The organism is Micromonospora sp. NPDC126480 (assembly GCF_040302465.1).
GTDB lineage: Bacteria > Actinomycetota > Actinomycetes > Mycobacteriales > Micromonosporaceae > Micromonospora.
The window spans coordinates 179,291-194,061 of the sequence record NZ_JBEORU010000005.1; the positions used below are offsets into that span (position 1 = coordinate 179,291).

Annotated in this window: 12 protein-coding genes; 6 read left to right on the forward strand and 6 right to left on the reverse strand. The window is 71.6% G+C overall.

The annotated features are described in order from the left end of the window. Nucleotides 1-35 precede the first annotated feature (35 nt). The 6 genes from ABTW87_RS06910 to ABTW87_RS06935 all read left to right on the forward strand — a co-directional run bounded on the left by ABTW87_RS06910 (nucleotide 36) and on the right by ABTW87_RS06935 (nucleotide 8,492). Nucleotides 36-1,574, forward strand: coding sequence for a sugar ABC transporter ATP-binding protein (locus ABTW87_RS06910; protein WP_350649290.1), 1,539 nt, complete (start codon nucleotides 36-38; stop codon nucleotides 1,572-1,574). Then, nucleotides 1,571-2,641 carry an ABC transporter permease gene (locus tag ABTW87_RS06915; RefSeq protein ID WP_350649292.1) on the forward strand — a complete coding sequence of 357 codons (1,071 nt, stop codon included), beginning with the start codon at nucleotides 1,571-1,573 and terminating at the stop codon, nucleotides 2,639-2,641. Before ABTW87_RS06910 ends, ABTW87_RS06915 begins: the two co-directional genes overlap by 4 nt. Then, complete coding sequence (gene yjfF / locus ABTW87_RS06920) at nucleotides 2,638-3,627, forward strand: galactofuranose ABC transporter, permease protein YjfF (RefSeq protein WP_350649293.1); 990 nt, start codon at nucleotides 2,638-2,640, stop codon at nucleotides 3,625-3,627. The genes ABTW87_RS06915 and yjfF overlap by 4 nt, the downstream gene beginning before the upstream one ends. A 26-nt stretch (nucleotides 3,628-3,653) precedes the next feature. Next, entirely contained in the window at nucleotides 3,654-5,156 is a 1,503-nt protein-coding gene (gene araA, locus ABTW87_RS06925) for an L-arabinose isomerase (RefSeq protein ID WP_350649295.1), read from the forward strand. Nucleotides 5,157-5,189: 33 nt separating this feature from the next. Continuing rightward, the gene (locus tag ABTW87_RS06930) at nucleotides 5,190-7,271 is read left to right on the forward strand and encodes a family 43 glycosylhydrolase (RefSeq protein ID WP_350649296.1); all 2,082 of its coding nucleotides are present in this window, start codon (nucleotides 5,190-5,192) and stop codon (nucleotides 7,269-7,271) included. A 231-nt stretch (nucleotides 7,272-7,502) separates the two neighbouring features. Next, on the forward strand, nucleotides 7,503-8,492 hold the full coding sequence (locus ABTW87_RS06935) for a LacI family DNA-binding transcriptional regulator (RefSeq protein ID WP_350649463.1): 990 nt from the start codon (nucleotides 7,503-7,505) through the stop codon (nucleotides 8,490-8,492). Nucleotides 8,493-8,511: 19 nt separating this feature from the next. Here the strand turns inward: ABTW87_RS06935 and mnhG are convergent, their stop codons facing one another. From mnhG to ABTW87_RS06965, 6 genes are all read right to left on the reverse strand, one after another. Next, a complete protein-coding gene (mnhG, locus tag ABTW87_RS06940; protein ID WP_350649298.1) occupies nucleotides 8,512-8,919 on the reverse strand; it encodes a monovalent cation/H(+) antiporter subunit G in 408 nt (135 codons plus the stop codon). Continuing rightward, nucleotides 8,916-9,182: a monovalent cation/H+ antiporter complex subunit F gene (locus tag ABTW87_RS06945; RefSeq protein ID WP_350649300.1), complete on the reverse strand. Its 267-nt coding sequence runs from the start codon at nucleotides 9,180-9,182 to the stop codon at nucleotides 8,916-8,918. Before ABTW87_RS06945 ends, mnhG begins: the two co-directional genes overlap by 4 nt. Before the next feature lie 76 nt (nucleotides 9,183-9,258). Beyond that, on the reverse strand, nucleotides 9,259-9,876 hold the full coding sequence (locus tag ABTW87_RS06950; protein WP_502891539.1) for a Na+/H+ antiporter subunit E: 618 nt from the start codon (nucleotides 9,874-9,876) through the stop codon (nucleotides 9,259-9,261). Between the two features lie 11 nt (nucleotides 9,877-9,887). Next, nucleotides 9,888-11,438, reverse strand: a complete 1,551-nt coding sequence (locus ABTW87_RS06955) for a Na+/H+ antiporter subunit D (protein WP_350649304.1) — start codon at nucleotides 11,436-11,438, stop codon at nucleotides 9,888-9,890. Further along, a complete protein-coding gene (locus ABTW87_RS06960) occupies nucleotides 11,435-11,899 on the reverse strand; it encodes a Na(+)/H(+) antiporter subunit C (RefSeq protein ID WP_350649306.1) in 465 nt (154 codons plus the stop codon). Before ABTW87_RS06960 ends, ABTW87_RS06955 begins: the two co-directional genes overlap by 4 nt. After that, nucleotides 11,896-14,721, reverse strand: coding sequence for a Na+/H+ antiporter subunit A (locus tag ABTW87_RS06965; protein ID WP_350649307.1), 2,826 nt, complete (start codon nucleotides 14,719-14,721; stop codon nucleotides 11,896-11,898). The genes ABTW87_RS06960 and ABTW87_RS06965 overlap by 4 nt, the downstream gene beginning before the upstream one ends. Nucleotides 14,722-14,771 lie beyond the last annotated feature (50 nt).

The following is a 14,771-nucleotide window of genomic DNA, read 5'->3' on the forward strand; positions in this document are numbered from 1 at the left end:
TCGGTACCGGCACCAGCGAGAAGAGGTCTGATGGGATGACGGGTGGCCGTCCGGTCCTGACGATGACCGGGATCAGCAAGTCCTTCCCGGGGGTACGCGCGCTCCGCGACGTCGACTTCCGGCTCCTCCCCGGCGAGGTCCACGCCCTGATGGGCGAGAACGGCGCCGGCAAGTCGACCCTGATCAAGGTGTTGACGGGCGTGTACGACATCGACGCGGGCACGATCACCCTGGACGGTGAGCAGGTCGCCTTCAGCGGGCCGATGCAGGCCGCCGCGGCGGGCGTGAGCACCGTCTACCAGGAGGTCAACCTCTGCACGAACCTGTCGGTGGCGGAGAACATCTTCATCGGTCGCGAGCCCCGGCGCTTCGGCGCCGTCCGCTGGGGTGAGGTCCGGCGCCGGGCGCGAGAGCTCCTGGCCCGGCTGGACCTCGACCTCGACGTCGCCGCACCGCTGGGGACGTACTCGCTGGCCGTGCAGCAGATGGTCGCCATCGCCCGGGCGATCGACATCCGGGCGCGGGTGCTGATCCTCGACGAGCCGACGTCCAGCCTGGACGCCGGTGAGGTGGCCCAGCTGTTCCGGATCATGCGTCAGCTCCGCGACGAGGGCATCGCGATCCTGTTCGTCACCCACTTCCTGGACCAGGTCTACGGCATCGCCGACCGCATCACGGTGCTGCGCAACGGCAGTCTCGTGGGGGAGTACCGGACCGCGGAACTGCCCCAGTTCACCCTCGTCGAGAAGATGATCGGCAAGGAACTCGACGTGCTCGAACGGCTCGACGGGCAGCCCCGGCGGGACGTGGCCGCCGAGGCGGAAACCCCGCTCGTGGAGGCCGCGGAGCTGGGCCGCACCGGCGCGGTCGCGCCGTTCAGCCTGCGCATCCACGCCGGCGAGGTGGTCGGGCTGGCCGGCCTGCTCGGTTCCGGCCGCACCGAGGTGGCGCGGCTGCTGTTCGGCGCCGACCGCGCCGACCGCGGGCAGGTCGCCGTCGACGGCGACCGCACCGTCCTGCGTACCCCCGTCCAGGCCATCGACCGCGGCATCGGCTTCTGCTCGGAGAACCGCCGCGCGGAGGGCGTCGTCGCCGAACTCACGGTCCGCGAGAACATGATCCTGGCGATGCAGGCCGCGCGTGGCTGGCTCCGGCCGATCCCGCGCCGCCGTCAGGACGAGCTGGTCGAGAAGTACGTCCGGGCCCTGGACATCCGGCCGGCGAACCCCGACCTGCCGGTCCGCAACCTGTCCGGCGGCAACCAGCAGAAGGTGCTCCTCGCCCGGTGGCTGATCACCGAACCGCGGCTGCTGATCCTCGACGAGCCGACCCGCGGCATCGACATCGGCGCCAAGGCCGAGATCCAGAAGCTGGTGGTGCAGCTCGCCGACGGGGGTGTGGCGGTGCTGTTCATCTCCGCCGAACTGGAGGAGGTGCTGCGCCTGAGCCACCGCGTGGCGGTCATGCGCGACCGGTCGATGGTCGCCCAGCTCACAAACGACGACACCGTCGACGCGGACCGCGTCATGCGGACCATCGCCAGCGGAACCCGTACCGAGGAGGTGATCCGGTGAGCAGCGCCGCGGACCGCCTCCGGACCCTGTCCGGCCACCGCCTGTTCTGGCCCGCCCTCGTGCTCCTGATCCTGCTCGCCGCCAACACCGTTCACCGGCCCGGGTTCCTGGCCGTCGAGGTCAAGGACGGACATCTGTACGGCACGCCGATCGACATCCTGCGGCTCAGCGCACCCCTGATCCTCGTCGCTCTCGGCATGACCCTCGTCATCGCCACCGGCGGGATCGACCTGTCCGTCGGCTCGATCTGCGCCATCAGCGGCGCCATCGCCTGCCTGTACATCAGCGAGGCGTCCGATCAGGACAGCCTGCCCACCGTCCTGACGGCGCTCGCCATGGCCGTCGGCGCCGCGCTCGTGCTCGGCGCGTGGAACGGCGTGCTGGTGGCGGTCATCGGCATCCAGCCCATCATCGCCACGCTGATCCTGATGGTGGCCGGCCGGGGGCTCGCCCAGCTGATCACCGAGGGTCAGATCATCACGATCAACTCCGGTCCGTACCGGGCGATCGGGCTCGGGCATCTGCTGACCCTGCCGCTGGCCATCCTCATCGCGCTCGCGGCGGCCCTGCTCGTCGCCGCGTTCACCCGCCGCACCGCCCTCGGCATGATCGTCGAGTCGGTGGGCGGCAACGCCGAGGCCAGCCGGCTGGCCGGCATCCGCTCGGGCCGGGTCGTCTTCCTCGTCTACGTGGTCAGCGCCGTCTGCGCGGCGGTCGCCGGTTTCATGATGACCGCCAACGTGTCCAGCGCCGACGGCAACGCCGCCGGCCTCTGGGTGGAACTCGACGCGATCCTCGCGGTGGTCATCGGCGGCACGTCCCTCGCGGGCGGCCGGTTCTACCTCAGCGGCACCGTCCTCGGCGCGCTCATCATCCAGACCCTCACCACCACGGTGTACGCCATGAACATCTCGCCGCAGACGGCCCTGCTGTTCAAGGCGGTCGTCGTGATCGCCGTCTGCCTCATCCAGTCACCGGCGTTCCGCGCCCGGTTCTCGCGACGTCGTAGCCGGGCGGTCTCCGGGCCGACGTCGCCGCAGCGGGAGAAGGAGCAGGTGCCGGCATGAGCAGCACGTCGTTGACCACCGGGCGGTCCTGGCCCGCGGTGCCGCGGCGGCACGTCCCCGTCCTCGCCACCCTCGTCCTGCTGCTGGTGATGTACGGCATCGGCGTCTCCCAGTACCGGGCGTTCTCCAACGTCCAGGTCGTCTTCAACGTCTTCATCGACAACGGCTTCCTGCTGGTCGTCGCGGTCGGCATGACCTTCGTGATCCTCACCGGCGGCATCGACCTGTCGGTCGGCTCGGTGGTCGCCATGACGGCGATGGTGTCGGCCGCGTTGCTCGAGAAGGGACTGCCCGCGCTCGCCGTGCTCGTCGTCGCACTCCTGATCGGCCCCACGCTCGGCTTCCTGATGGGCTGCGCGATCCACTTCTTCGACATCCAGCCGTTCATCGTGACCCTCGCCGGCATGTTCTTCGCCCGGGGCATGTGCACGTTCATCAGCGACGCGTCCGTCCCGATCACCGACGGCTTCTGGACCGCCGTGTCGCAGGAACGCATCGGCGACCCACGCGGCAACTTCGTGTCCGTCAGCGTGCTGATCGCCTTCGCGGTCGTCCTCGTCGCCGCGTACGTGCTGGCGTACACCCGCTTCGGCCGCAACGTGTACGCCATCGGCGGCAACGCCCAGTCGGCGCTGCTGATGGGCCTGCCGGTGGGCCGCACCCGGATCGCCGTCTACACGGTCAGCGGACTGTGCTCGGCCATCGGCGGTCTCCTGCTGTCGTTCTACACGCTGTCCGGCGCGCCGTTGATCGCCGTCGGGATGGAACTGGACGTGATCGCGGCGGTCGTCATCGGCGGCACCGTGCTGACCGGCGGATCCGGCTACGTCTTCGGCACGGTGCTCGGGGTGCTGGTCCTCGGCGTCATCCAGACCCTGATCACGTTCGACGGCAGCCTCAACTCCTGGTGGACCAAGATCGTGATCGGGGGGCTCCTGTTCGCCTTCATCCTCCTCCAGCGCCTGATCGGCATCCGCTACAAGTGACCGCCCCTCTCGCGGAAGGCAACACCATGGCGACGCACTTCGAACCCGAGGTCTGGTTCCTCACCGGGAGCCAGGCCATGTACGGCGAGGACACCCTCCGGCAGGTCGCCGGCCAGTCCCGGCAGATCGCCGCGCAGCTCGACGACGCTCCGGACATCCCGGTCCGGGTGGTCTGGAAGCCGGTCCTGACCAGCAGCGCCGACATCCTCCACGTCTGTCGGGACGCCAGCGTGCAGGGAGCGGTCGGAGTGATCGCCTGGATGCACACCTTCTCGCCGGCGAAGATGTGGATCGCCGGACTGGACGCCCTGCGGACGCCGCTGCTGCATCTGCACACCCAGGCGAACGTCCGGCTGCCGTGGGACGAGATCGACATGGACTTCATGAACCTGAACCAGGCCGCTCACGGCGACCGGGAGTTCGGTTTCATCCAGACCCGCCTCGGCGTGGCCCGCAAGACCGTCGTCGGGCACGTCAGCGACAAGCGGGTGGTGGCCCGGGTCGGCGCCTGGGCCCGCGCGGCTCTCGGCTGGTCGGCGATGCGCTCGCTCCGGCTCGCCCGCTTCGGCGACAACATGCGCGACGTGGCCGTGACGGAGGGGGACAAGGTCGAGGCCGAGGTCCGCTTCGGGGTCTCGGTCAACACCTACGGCGTCAACGACCTCGTCGAGGTCGTCGACCGGGTGGCCGAGGCGCAGGTCGACGACCTGGTCAAGGAGTACGACGACACGTACCGGATGGACGCCCGGCTGCGGCCGGGCGGGCCGCGGCACGACTCCCTGCGCTACGCCGCGCGGATCGAGCTCGGCCTGCGCGGGTTCCTGCAGGACGGCGGGTTCCGGGCGTTCACCACCAACTTCGAGGATCTCGGGGGCCTGCGCCAGCTGCCCGGCATCGCCGTGCAGCGGCTCATGGCCGAGGGGTACGGCTTCGGCGGCGAGGGGGACTGGAAGACCTCCGTGCTGGTGCGGACGCTCAAGGCGATGTCGGTCGGCGTGGCGGGCGGGACGTCCTTCATGGAGGACTACACGTACGACCTCACGCCCGGCGAGGAACTGGTCCTGGGGGCGCACATGCTCGAGGTGTGCCCGACCATCGCGGCCGGCGTGCCGAACGTCGAGATCCACCCGCTGAGCATCGGTGGCCGGGAGGACCCGGTCCGCCTGGTGTTCGACGCCGAACCCGGCCCGGCGGTGGTGCTGGGCATGGCGGACCTGGGCGACCGGTTCCGGCTGGTGGCGAACGTGGTCGACGTCGTGCCGCCGCCGCAGCCGCTGCCGCGGCTGCCGGTCGCCCGGGCGGTCTGGCGGCCCCGGCCCGACCTGGCCGGGTCGGCGGAGGCGTGGATCGTGGCCGGCGCACCCCACCACACCGTGCTGTCGCAGGCGGTGGGCGTGGAGGAGCTGCACGACCTGGCCGAGATGTGCCGCACCGAACTGCTCGTCATCGACGCCGACACCGAGCCGCGCCGCTTCGCCGAGCAGATCCGGTGGAGCCAGGCCTACCACCGGCTCGCGAAGGGGTTCTAGAGACCGATCGGCTCTGCTCCCGGAAGGAGGATCATGGTTGACCTCGGTGGGCTCTCGCGGCGCGTGTCGCCGCGCCGCAGCCGGCTGACCCGGATCGTCGCCGCCGTGTCGGCGCTGGTGGTGGGTGGCGTGCTCGTGATGGTGGCGCCGGCGCCGGCTTCGGCGGCGACGGTGGACACCAATGCCTGGTACGTGTTGGTGAACCGGAACAGCGGCAAGGCGCTGGACGTGTACAACCTGGCGACGAATGACGGTGCGCGGATCACGCAGTGGTCGCGTAACGACGGCAACTGGCAGCAGTGGCAGTTCGTCGACTCCGGTGGTGGCTGGTACCGGCTCAAATCGCGTCACTCGGGCAAGGTGCTGGACGTGTACAACTGGTCGACCGCCAACGGGGCGTCGATCGTCCAGTGGGCCGATCACAACGGGGCGAACCAGCAGTTCCGGCTGGCCGATTCGGCCGGCGGCTACGTGCGGTTGATCAACCGGAACAGCAACCGGGCGGTGGAGGTGCAGAACGCCTCGACCGCCGACGGGGCGAACGTGGTGCAGTACGACGACTGGGGCGGCGCCAACCAGCAGTGGCAACTCGTCCGCGTCGACGGCGGCGGCACCCCGGACCCGGGCACCTTCACCAACCCGGTGATCTGGCAGGACTTCGCCGACGTGGACGTCATCCGGGTCGGCGACGTCTACTACCTGTCCGCCTCGACCATGCACTACTCGCCGGGGGCGCCGGTGCTGCGGTCGTGGGACCTGGTCAACTGGGAGTTCGCCGGGCACTCGGTGCCCCGCCTGGACTTCGGTTCGAAGTACGACATGTCCGGAGGCCGGGCGTACGTGGACGGCATCTGGGCGTCGACGTTGAACTACCGGCCGAGCAACCGGACGTTCTACTGGGCCGGGTGCGTCGACTTCGCCCAGACCCACATCTACACAGCGTCCGCCGTCGACGGCGCGTGGAGCCGGCACACCACCATCCCCAACTGCTACTACGACGCCGGCATGCTGGTCGACGACAACGACACCATGTACATCGCGTACGGCAACGGCACGATAAGCGTGGCCCAGTTGTCCGCCGACGGGCGTACCCAGGTCCGGGCCCAGCAGGTGTTCCAGACCCCGTCGAGCGTGGGCACGCTGGAGGGGGCGCGTTTCTACAAGCGCAACGGCGCCTACTACATCTGGCTGACCCGCCCGGCGAACGGCCAGTACGTGCTCAGGTCGACGAACGGCCCGTTCGGACCCTACGAGATGCGGCAGGTGCTACTGGACCTGCCGGGCCCGATCGCCGGCGGCGGGGTGCCGCACCAGGGTGGGCTGGTGCAGACCCAGAACGGCTCCTGGTACTACCTGGCCTTCACCGACGCGTACCCGGGCGGGCGGATGCCGACGCTCGCGCCGATCACCTGGACCGGCGACGGTTGGCCACAGGTGCAGACGGTCAACGGCGCGTGGGGCACCTCGTACCCGAACCCGCTGCCCCTGCGCCCGGTGAAGCCGCTCACCGGCGCCGACACGTTCGCCGGCACCACCCTCGGCCCGCAGTGGGAGTGGAACCACAACCCGGACAACAGCAGGTGGTCGGTGAACAACGGGCTGCGGCTGCAGACCGCCACCGTCACCACCGACCTGTACGGCGCCCGCAACACCCTGACCCACCGCATCCAGGGACCGACCTCGACGGCGACGATCGAGCTCGACTACTCCTCGATGCGGGACGGGGACCGCGCCGGGCTGGCGATGCTCCGCCAGTCCTCGGCCTGGATCGGCGTCCGACGGGACAACGGTGCCACGCGGGTGGTCATGACCAACGGGCTGAGCATGGACAGCAACTGGAACACCACAAGCACCGGAACCGAGATCGCCGGTGCCGCCGTGTCCGGTGGCCGGATCTGGCTGCGGGCCAGTGCTGACATCAGACCCGGATCGGGGCGACAGGCTCGTTTCTCCTACAGCACCGACGGGGTCACGTTCGTCCCGCTCGGTAACGCCCTGACCCTCAACAACGCCTGGCAGTTCTTCATGGGCTACCGGTTCGCCATCTTCAACCACGCCACCCAGTCGCTGGGGGGTGCGGTCACGGTGCGCCGGTTCGACCTGACGACACCGTGACGATGATCACGCGACACGCCGCGCGGCGCCACGGCCGGTGGAGAGCACGTCGGCCGTGTTGATTGCGCAGCGTTTGGAGGGGTCTGTTCCGCGCTCCGTCAGGGCGTGGAACAGGCCTTTCACCGGTCGGGCGTAGACTGTCCGCGATCCGGCGTCGGCTACCCCGGGGTGGCGGGCCGCGGCTTCCGACAGGCAGGCGGGGAGAGTGAGGTGGCCGTGCGCGGTCCCGCGATGACCGACGTGGCACGCCTCGCCGGTGTGTCCCACCAGACCGTGTCCCGGGTGTTGAACGGCCACCCCAACGTGCGCGAGCAGACCCGGCTGCGGGTGCAGGCCGCGATCGCCGAGCTCGGCTACCGGCCCAACCGGGCGGCCCGCGCGCTGGTGACCGGCCGGTCCCAGGTGATCGGCGTCGTCGCCCAGAACACCACCCTGTACGGTCCGGCGTCCCTGCTGGCCGCCCTCGAGCAGGCGGCCGCCGAGGCGGGCTTCGCCGTCAGCGTCGGCAGCGTCAGCGATCTCGACCACCGGTCGATCTCCGCGGCTGTCGAGCGGCACCTGGCCCACCGGGTCGCCGGTGTCGTCGTGATCGCGCCGGTCGAGTCGGCCGGTGCGGCCCTCGAGCGGCTACCCAAGGACGTTCCGCTGGTCACGGTCGACGGCGACCCGCACCGGCCGGTGCCGTTGGTGACGGTCGACCAGGTGGCCGGTGCGCGGGCCGCCACCGAGCACCTGCTCGAGGCCGGGCACCGCACGGTGTGGCACGTGTCCGGGCCGCCGGACTGGTTCGACAGCGCCGGCCGGATCGAGGGCTGGCGTGCGGCGCTGCGGTCGGCGGGGGCGGAGGTGCCGCCCCTGGTGCCGGCGGACTGGTCCGCGGCCGCCGGCTACCGCTGCGGCCAGATGCTGGCCCGGATGCCGGAGGTCACCGCGGTGTTCACCGCGAACGACCACCTGGCCCTCGGTGTGCTGCGCGCCCTGCACGAGCACGGCCGGCGGGTGCCGGACGACATCAGCGTGGTGGGTTTCGACGACGTGCCGGAGGCCGCCTACTTCATCCCTCCGCTGACCACGGTCCGGCCGGACTTCGCCGCGGTCGCCCGGGCCAGTCTCGAGATGCTGCTGGCACAGATCGAATCCGCCACCGAGGGCCCGTTGCGGCAGACCATCGCGCCGACGCTGGTCCCGCGGCGCAGCGTCGCCGCGCCACCCCGCCGCTGACGACCCGGCGCGTCTCCGGTTAACGCTCCTGCGGCGCCGCCGCCGGAACGGACGGCCGGGGCGCGCCGTCCCGATCGGCGCCGATCCGCTCGGCGTGCGGCGCGAACTCGTCGGTGAGCAGCAGGTCCCGCCGGATGTCGTGGTGCGGGTACGCGGTCCGGCCGACCATGTGCGCCGCGACCGGTGCGGTGGCGAGCTGGAAGGCGCCGACCAGCACGAGAGTGGTGATGTCCACCCCGTTGCGCAGCCGCAGCGCACAGCCCAGCAGAACCAGCAGCAGGCCGAGGACCTGGGGCTTGGCGGCCGCGTGCATCCGGAACAGCAGGTCGGGGAAGCGCGCCAGCGCCACCCCGGCGGCGACGCTGAGCAGCGCCCCAGCGATCAGGCAGATGGCGGCGAGGGTGTCCAGGACGCCGTCGGCACTCACTTGGCGTCCTTCTTCCGGGCCGCGAACCGGGCGACGCTGACCGAGCTGACGAACCCGAGGACGGCGAGCACCACGAGCACCGGCAGTGCGGTGGCGTCGCGGCTGTACGCCGCCTCCGTCGCGATGGCCGCCACGATGACGGCGAGCAGGACGTCGGTGGCCACCGCCCGGTCGAGGATCGACGGCCCGCGGATGATGCGGACCAGGGTCAACGCGCCGGCCAGGGCGAGCAGGGCGGTGACGGTCACGGCGACAATGCTCATGTCGGCACTCCGCTTCGCTCCGTGCCGCCATGAGGCACCACGGCACTGCGTTGACGATTCGCTCGCTGGCGCTCGCTCATGTCGGTACCCCTTCCGGGTCGACCGGCTGCGGTAGGCCGGTGGGGTCGGTCTCGGCCAGGCGGCGCAGCTCCTCCGGCGAGCCGATGGCCTGCACGATCCGGGCTTCGAGTTCGTACACGCCGTGCCGGAAGCGCTCCACCTCCTCGATGGTGCGTACGCCGATGACGTGGACGTAGAGGGTGCCGGTCGTCCGGTCGGCCTCGATGATGAGGCTGCCGGGGACCAGGGACAGCGCCTCGCCGACCAGGGTGAGGTTGAGGTCGGTGTTGACGCGCAACGGCACGGCGATGATCGCGCCGTGTGGGGTGTGGCCGAGCCGCAGCGCGAGCCAGGCGATGTGGACCGAGGCGACTACGAGGTCCCGGGTGAAATGCAGCCAGAACCGGGCGACCGGCAGCGGGCGGATCCGCCCGCCGAAGGTCACCGGAGGTAGCGGGAACACCACCAGCAGCACCACCGCGACCAGCACACCGCTGATCAGGTTCGCCCAGCTGAACGTGCCCCACAACAGCATCCAGGCGACGACCAGGAAGGTACCGGCGACGGCCCGGTTACGGCGGCGCTCGCGGACGGTCAGCGGCGGGTTGGTCGGGGTGGGGGCGGGCGGGATCATCGGGTCGTAGGTCACGGCGCACCGCCCGGGAACACGGCCTCGACGTACGGGGTGCGGCGCAGCAGGTCGTCGGCGGCGTCGGTGCTGACCTCGAAGAGCGGACCGGCCAGGGCGGTCAGCGCGAGCCCGAGCACCACCAGGGCGGCGGTCGGCGCGATCATCAGCCCCGGCAGCATGGCCCCCGGCGGCTGGACGGCGCCGGGGTGGGCGGCCCGGGCGGTGTCCCCGGCCGCCGGCATGTCGGCGTGCGGGGCCCGCCAGAAGGCCAGGTTCCACACCCGGGCGATGGCGTAGAGGGTGAGCAGGCTGGTGAGCAGCCCACCCGCGACCAGCGCCCAGGCCAGCGGGCCGCCGTCGGCCACCCCGGCCTGCACGAGACCGAGCTTGCCGAGGAACCCGGAGAACGGCGGGATGCCCGCCAGGTTGAGCGCGGGCACGAAGAACAGCACGGCCAGCAGCGGCGACAGCCGGGCGAGCCCGCCGAGACGGTCCAGCGCGGTGCTGCCGCCGCGTCGCTCGACCAGACCGGCGGCGAGGAACAGGGTGGTCTGGATCGTGATGTGGTGCACGACGTAGAAGATCGCGGCGGACAGCCCGAGCGCCGTGGTCAAGCCGACCCCGAACAGCATGTAGCCGATGTGGCTGATCAGCGTGAACGACAGCAGCCGCTTGATGTCGGACTGGGCGACCGCGCCGAGGATGCCGACCACCATGGTCAGCACCGCGGCCACCATCAGCAGGTCGGCGGTGCGCCCGCCGGGAAACAGCAGCGTCTCGGTGCGGATGATCGCGTACACGCCGACCTTGGTGAGCAGGCCGGCGAAGACCGCGGTGACCGGCGCCGGGGCGGTCGGGTAGCTGTCCGGCAGCCACGCCGACAGCGGGAACACCGCCGCCTTGATGCCGAAGGCGAGCAGCAGCATGCCCTGCAGCACGAGGCGCAGGTCGTCCGGCAGCGCGTCCAGCCGGTCGACGAGCTGGGCCAGGTTGAGGGTGCCGGTCGAGGCGTACACCAGGCCGATCGCGACCAGGAAGATCAGCGACGACAGCAGGCTCACCACGACGTACGTGGTGCCGGCGCGGATCCGGGTCTCGGTGCTGCCCAGGGTCAGCAGCACGTAGCTGGCGACCAGCAGGATCTCGAAGCCGACGTACAGGTTGAACAGGTCGCCGGAGAGGAACGCGTTGCACACGCCCGCGGTCAGCACCAGGTACGTCGGGTGGTAGACCGACAGCGGCGTCTCCTCGCTGCCGTCGGCCATGCCCTGGCCGATGGAGTACACCAGCACGCACAGGGTGACCGCGGCGGAGACCACGAGCATCAGCGCCGCGAGCTGGTCGGCGACCAGCACGATGCCCAGCGGCGCGACCCAGCCTCCGACCTCCACGACCAGCGGCCCGTCCAGGGACGAGAAGACCAGGAGGAGCGCGGCCACGCCGACGGTGGTGGTGAGGACGGTGAGGCTGACCCAGCGCTGGGCGCGCGGCCGGCCCGCCAGCATCAGTGTCAGGGCCGCGCCGAGCAGCGGCATCACCACGGGCAGGGGAACCAGCCAGGTCATCCGGCCCTCCCCGGCTCGCCGGCGGCGGCGACCGGCCGCTCGGCGGGATCCTGCGGCGGCTCGCCGTCGGGAGAGTCGTTGTCCGCGGTGCCCGGGCCCTCGTCCCGGTCGGCCAGCTCCATGATGCGGCGGTCCTCGACGTCGTCCTGCACCTCGTCGTGACCGTTGAGGTGCCAGCTGCGGTACGCGAGCGCCAGCAGGAACGCCGTCATGCCGAGGGTGATGACGATCGCGGTGAGCACCATCGCCTGCGGCAGCGGGTCGCTCATCTCCTCCTGGGCGGTCGTGCCGACGATCGGCGGGCCGCCGGCCCGGCCCCCGGTGAGCAGGAGCAGGTTGGCGCCGTTGCCGAGCAGGACGACGCCCATCAACACCCGGGTGAGGCTGCGTTCCAGCAGCAGCGTCACCCCGGCGGCGAACAGGACGCCGACGACGAGGACGTAGGTCAGGTTCGGGGTCACACCAGCTCCTTCGTCCGGGCCTCGGCGACGTCCTCGGTCTCCTGCTGGCGGTCCATCTCCGCGCCGAGGCTGCGCAGGATGTCCAGGATCAGGCCGACCACGATGAGGTAGACGCCGACGTCGAAGAAGACGGACGTCACGAAGTGCACGTGGCCGAGGACCGGCAGGTGCAGGTCGAGCACGGCGCTCTGCAGGAACTCGCCGCCCAGCAGCATCGCGGTGAGGCCCGTGCCGAGCGCGACGAACAGACCGGCGCCGAGCACCAGGCCGGCGTCCACCGGCGCGGCGCCGTTCAGTTCGGTGCGCCCGCCGGCCAGGTAGCGCACCGCCAGCGCCAGGCCCGCGACCAGGCCGGCGGCGAAGCCCCCGCCGGGGGCGTTGTGGCCGGAGAACAGCAGGTAGATCGAGAAGAGCACGATGGCGTGGAACAGCAGCCGGGTGACCACCTGGAGGATGACCGACTGCTGGCGGGTCGTCGCTCCGGTGGTGAGCCAGCGCGGCCGCACCGACTCGCTGCGGCCGACGCCGGGGATGTTGCTGCGCAGGCCCAGGTCGCGGGAGCGGCGGAAGATCAGGCTGGCCACGCCGGTGGCGGCCACCACCAGGACCGCGATCTCGCCCATCGTGTCCCAGGCCCGGATGTCGACGAGCGTCACGTTGACCACGTTCTTGCCGCCCCCGTAGGAGACGGCCTCGTCGGGGAAGCCCACCGAGACGGGCGTGGCCACCCGGGCGCCCGCCGCCACGTACGCCATGCCTGCGGTGACCAGACCGACGGCGACACCGAGGGCGATCCGGCCCCGGCGGCTGGCCCGGATCGGCCGCTCGGAGAACTTCGCCGGCAGCCGGCGCAGCACCAGCACGAACATGACGATGGTGACGGTCTCGACCAGGAACTGGGTAAGCGCCAGATCGGGTGCGCCGTGCAGGATGAACAGCAGGGCGGTGCCGTAACCGGTGACGCCGACCAGGATCATCGCGGTCAGCCGGCGCCGGGCCCGGGCGGCCGCGACGGCGGCGACGAGCACGACTGCGCCGGCGACCGCCTGCAGCGGCGTGTCCCAGAGCTTGAACCGCTGCGGCCACGGCGCGCCGGCCAGCAGCGCCCCGCCGGGCAGGACGACCAGCACGACGAGGATGACGCCGAGGTAGAACGGGAGGGAACCGCGCTGGGTGGCGCCGGTGAGTTCCACCGCCGCCCGGTCGACGGCGCCGACGACCCGGTCGTAGAACCAGGAGCCGTCGACCGGCAGCCGGACCGGGCGCAGCCGGCCGCGGTGCAGCAGCAGGAACAGTCCCGCGCCGCCGGCGATCGCCAGCGCGGAGAGGGCGAGCGCCGGGGTGAACCCGTGCCACAGGGCGAGGTGGTAGCCCGGGTCCGCGCCGGTCGGGTACCGGTCGGCGTACGGCGCGAGGAGCCGGTCCACGGCCGGCGCGAGGGCCCCGGCCGCGAGGCCGCCGACGGCGAGCACCGCGGGCGGCGCGAGGAACGGCCAGCGGACCGGCTCGGCCTGGGTGGCCGGCACGCCGGGCTTGTCGGCGAAGGCCCCCCAGACGAACCGCAACGTGTACGCCACGGTCAGCGCCGAGCCGAGGACCACCCCGGCGAGCACGATCAGCTCGGCCGTGCCGCCGTGCAGGAACGCCTCGACGGCCGCCTCCTTCGCGACGAACCCGGCCATCGGCGGCAGGCCCGCCATCGAGGCCGCCGCGAGAGCCGCCACGACAAGCAGTGCCGGTGCCCGCCGGCCCAGGCCGCCGAGCTCGCGCAGGTCACGGGTGCCGGCGACGTGGTCGATCACGCCGACCACGAGGAACAGGGTGGCCTTGAACATGGCGTGGGCCAGCACCATCGCGGCGCCGGCGAGGGCGGTGTCCCGCGTACCGGCACCGAGGACCACCATCAGCAGTCCGAGCTGGCTGACCGTGCCGTAGGCGAGCAGCAGCTTCAGGTCGACCTGCCGCAGTGCGGCCCAGCCGCCGAGGAACATCGTGATCAGGCCGCCGGCCAGCAGGACCGGTCGCCACGGTGCGGCATCCGCCACCGCCGGTCCCATCAGCGCGACGAGGAACACGCCGGCCTTGACCATCGCCGCGGCGTGCAGGTACGCGCTGACCGGCGTCGGCGCGGCCATCGCCCCGGGCAGCCAGAAGCTGAACGGGAAGATGGCCGACTTGCTCAACGCGCCGAGGAGGACGAGCACGAGGGCGACGGTGAGGTAGCCGCCGCCGGGGAGGTTGTCGGCGACCTCCGACCAGCGGTAGCTGCCGGCGTGCTGGCCGAGCATCACGAACCCGGCGAGCATCGCCAGACCGCCCAGTGTGGTCACCAGCAGCGCCTGCATGGCCGCCCGCCGGCTGGCCCGCCGGGTCGGGTCGCTGGCGATGAGCAGGTACGAGAAGACGGTGGTCAGTTCCCAGAACACGTACAGCAGCAGGAGGTCGTCGGCGACCACCAGGCCGAGCATCGCCCCGGCGAACGCCGCGAACACCGCCGCGAACCGGCCGAGGCCGGGGTCGTCGGAGCGGAAGTACCGCGCGCTGTACGCGAGGACGAGCGCGCCGACACCGCCGACGAGCACCACCATCAGCCACGACAGGGTGTCCATCCGCAGCGCGATCGCCAGCCCGAGCTGGGGCACCCAGGTGACGGTCTCCACGACCGGGATGCCGGAGCGGACCGTGCCGGTGTGGGCCAGTGCCCAGCCGAGTGTGGCGGCGGGTGCGAGCGCGACCAGGTAGAGCGCCCGGCGGCCCCAGCGGCGTACCAGCACCGGGGCGATCACCGCTGCGAGCACGTGGACCGCCACCAGTACCAGCACACACCCTCCCCGGGAGCTTGACCAATCGGTTAGCCAACCCTAACCGGTAA